We start from the raw sequence: 672 nt of genomic DNA, 5'->3' as shown, positions 1-672 counted from the left end.
TAATCACCAACCCCCACTTCAAGTGGGGGTTTGAAAAACGCCCCCAAGGGCTCTGTTACTGCTCGCCTAAAAGGCGGGTGTCGCAAGCGTATATTACTTGCTGCCGCTAAAAAGCGGCTCCTTCACTTTCTTCTTTCCGGGATTCTTCTGACTGTTCCCGGATGTATTTCTTTATGGCATCCTCTGTTACATTTCCTACTGTTGCCACATAATACCCTCTTGCCCAAAATGCCTTATTCCACTTACTTTGTTGTTCCGGATGCCTGTCATATATCATCAGCGTACTCTTCCCCTTCAGGTATCCCATAAAATTTGAAATGCTTATCTTGGGCGGAATGCTCACGCACATATGCACATGATCGGCACACACTGCGCCTTCTATAATTTCTACTCCTTTGTATTTGCATAAGGTACTTAATATCTCCCGTACATCGTATTTCAACTGACCGAATAATTTCTTTTTTCGATATTTTGGTATGAATACAATATGATACTGGCATTTCCATCTCGTGTGTGATAAACTTTTACTGTCCATTTGGACCGCCTCCTATTCTTGAGATTGGCTTGCGACACCTTTCTCATTTTAACATAGGAGGCTTTTTTATAATATCCTCTTCGTCACAACCTACTCTATTCTCCCCAGCATAGCTGGGGGATTAGCGATTTCATTTA

At 42.6% G+C, this 672-nt stretch carries 1 protein-coding gene; it reads right to left on the bottom strand.

The features are described 5' to 3' along the window. Positions 1-106: 106 nt before the first annotated feature. On the bottom strand, positions 107-535 hold the full coding sequence (gene tnpA / locus VSQ62_RS32305; protein ID WP_286145363.1) for an IS200/IS605 family transposase: 429 nt from the start codon (positions 533-535) through the stop codon (positions 107-109). Positions 536-672 lie beyond the last annotated feature (137 nt).

The organism is Sporofaciens sp. JLR.KK001 (genome assembly GCF_036941055.1).
GTDB lineage: Bacteria > Bacillota > Clostridia > Lachnospirales > Lachnospiraceae > Sporofaciens.
The sequence above is the reverse complement of the archived record's forward strand: the minus strand, read 5'-3'. Positions and strand labels throughout refer to the sequence as shown.

Coding starts and splice junctions, on each gene's coding strand:
- tnpA (WP_286145363.1), bottom strand. CDS start 535: ATGGACAGTAAAAGTTTATCACACACGAGATGGAAATGCCAGTATCAT.